Below are 2,017 nucleotides of genomic sequence, written 5' to 3'. Positions count from 1 at the left end.
CTGGGTCGCGATCGGCGGCAACCAGGGCCAGGTCCGGGCCACGCTGGAAGCCGCCATCGAAGCCATCGACGCGCTGCCCGGCACGCGGGTGCTGCAGCGCTCGTCGCTTTACCGTACGCCGGCCTGGGGCCGCACCGACCAGCCCGACTTCATCAACGGCGTGCTCGCCGTCGAAACCACGCTCGCCGCGCCCGACCTGCTGGCGAACCTGCTGGGCATCGAAAGGCGGTTTGGCCGCCTGCGCGACGAAGACGCCGGGCGCTGGGGACCGCGCACGCTCGACCTGGACCTGCTGCTGCACGACGACCAGGTGCTGGAACTGCCCGGCCTGAGCCTGCCGCATCCGCGACTGCACGAACGCGCCTTCGTGCTGGTGCCGCTGGCTGAAATCGCGCCCGGCCTGGTCGTGCCGGGGCGGGGCAGGGTGGACGGCTTGCTCGCGAAGGTGGATGCCTCGGGCATCGAAGCGATACCTTAGGCCTTCCCCACCCTGGACGCCGCCATGTACGCCAACGAGCAAAAGGCCGCGCCGCGACCGCGCCTCACCGTACCCGGCCTGCGCAAGATGAAGGCCGAAGGCCGGCGCATCGTCTCGGTCACCGCCTACGACGCCGGCTTCGCGCGCACCGTGGACAGCGCCGGCTTGGACTTCGTGCTGGTCGGCGATTCGCTGGGCATGGTCTGCCAGGGCCACGACAGCACGCTGCCGGTCACCGTCGCCGACATCGCCTACCACGTGGCCTGCGTCGCACGCGGCCTGTCGTCGGCGCTGCTGGTCGCCGACCTGCCGTTCCAGGCCGACGCCACGCCAGGCGCCGCGCTGGAGGCTTCCACGCGCTTCCTGCAGGCCGGCGCGGCCATGGTCAAGCTCGAAGGCGCCGGGCCAAAGCTCGAGATCATCCGTTTCCTGTCCGAGCGCGAGATCCCGGTCTGCGCGCACCTGGGGCTTACCCCGCAGTCGGTGCTGCGCCTGGGCGGTTACAAGGTGCAGGGCCGCGAACAGGCCGCCGCCGACCGTCTTGCCGCCGACGCCCGCGCGGTCGCCGAAGCCGGCGCCGACATGCTGGTGCTCGAGTGCGTGCCTTCGGCCCTGGCCAAGCGCATCAGCGCCGACATTGAAATCCCCACCATCGGCATCGGTGCCGGCCCCGACTGCGACGGCCAGATCCTGGTGCTGCACGACCTGCTGGGCCTCAACAGCGGCCACCGCCGCCCGCGCTTCGTCAAGGATTTCCTGGCCGAAGGTGGTTCCATCGAAGGTGCCCTGCGCGCCTACGCCGACGCGGTGCGCAACGGTAGTTTCCCCGGCCCCGAACACGGATACGCATGATGCAAACCCATGACACGCTGGCGTCCCTGCGCGCGCAGCTTCGCCAGTGGCGCCGGGAAGGTGCCAGCGTCGGTTTCGTGCCGACGATGGGCAACCTGCACGCCGGGCATTTCGCGCTGGTCGAACTGGCCCGCAAACACGCCGACAAGGTGGTGGCCAGCATCTTCGTCAACCCCACCCAGTTCGGTCCCAACGAGGACTACGCGCTGTATCCGCGCACGCCGCAGCGCGACATCGACGCGCTGGCGGCGCACAAGTGCGACGCGCTGTTCCTGCCGGACGTCGAGCAGATGTATCCCTTCGGCACCATGGGCTGCGTGCAGATGCACGTGCCCGGCATCACCGACATCCTGTGCGGCGCGCACCGGCCGGGCCACTTCAACGGCGTTGCCCAGGTGGTGGCGCGGCTGTTCAACATGGTCCAGCCCGACCTGGCCGTGTTCGGCCGCAAGGATTACCAGCAGCTGCAGGTGATCCGCTACATGGCCCGCGAGATGAGCTTCCCGGTCGAGATCATCCCGGCGCCGACGCTGCGCGAGCCCGACGGCCTGGCCATGAGTTCGCGCAACCAGTACCTGCAGGGCGACCAGCGCCAGACCGCCACGCACATCCACCGCACGCTGCTGTTCATGCGCGACGCCGCCCGCCAGGGCCTGCCGGTGCGCGGCATCAAGGACGAGGCGCTGT

3 protein-coding genes are annotated in these 2,017 nt (G+C 70.1%); all 3 read left to right on the top strand.

The window, feature by feature from the left end:
- A partial coding sequence (gene folK, locus AACZ35_RS14005; protein WP_339830343.1) for a 2-amino-4-hydroxy-6-hydroxymethyldihydropteridine diphosphokinase occupies positions 1–478 on the top strand: 478 nt, incomplete at its 5' end.
- A 24-nt stretch (positions 479–502) separates the two neighbouring features.
- On the top strand, positions 503–1,330 hold the full coding sequence (gene panB / locus AACZ35_RS14000) for a 3-methyl-2-oxobutanoate hydroxymethyltransferase (protein ID WP_339830342.1): 828 nt from the start codon (positions 503–505) through the stop codon (positions 1,328–1,330).
- The coding region (gene panC, locus AACZ35_RS13995; protein WP_339830340.1) for a pantoate--beta-alanine ligase at positions 1,327–2,017 on the top strand (691 nt) is incomplete at its 3' end. The genes panB and panC, both read left to right, overlap by 4 nt.

This window comes from uncultured Arenimonas sp., from assembly GCF_963976025.1.
Classification (GTDB): Bacteria; Pseudomonadota; Gammaproteobacteria; order Xanthomonadales; family Xanthomonadaceae; genus Arenimonas.
The sequence above is the reverse complement of the archived record's forward strand: the minus strand, read 5'-3'. Positions and strand labels throughout refer to the sequence as shown.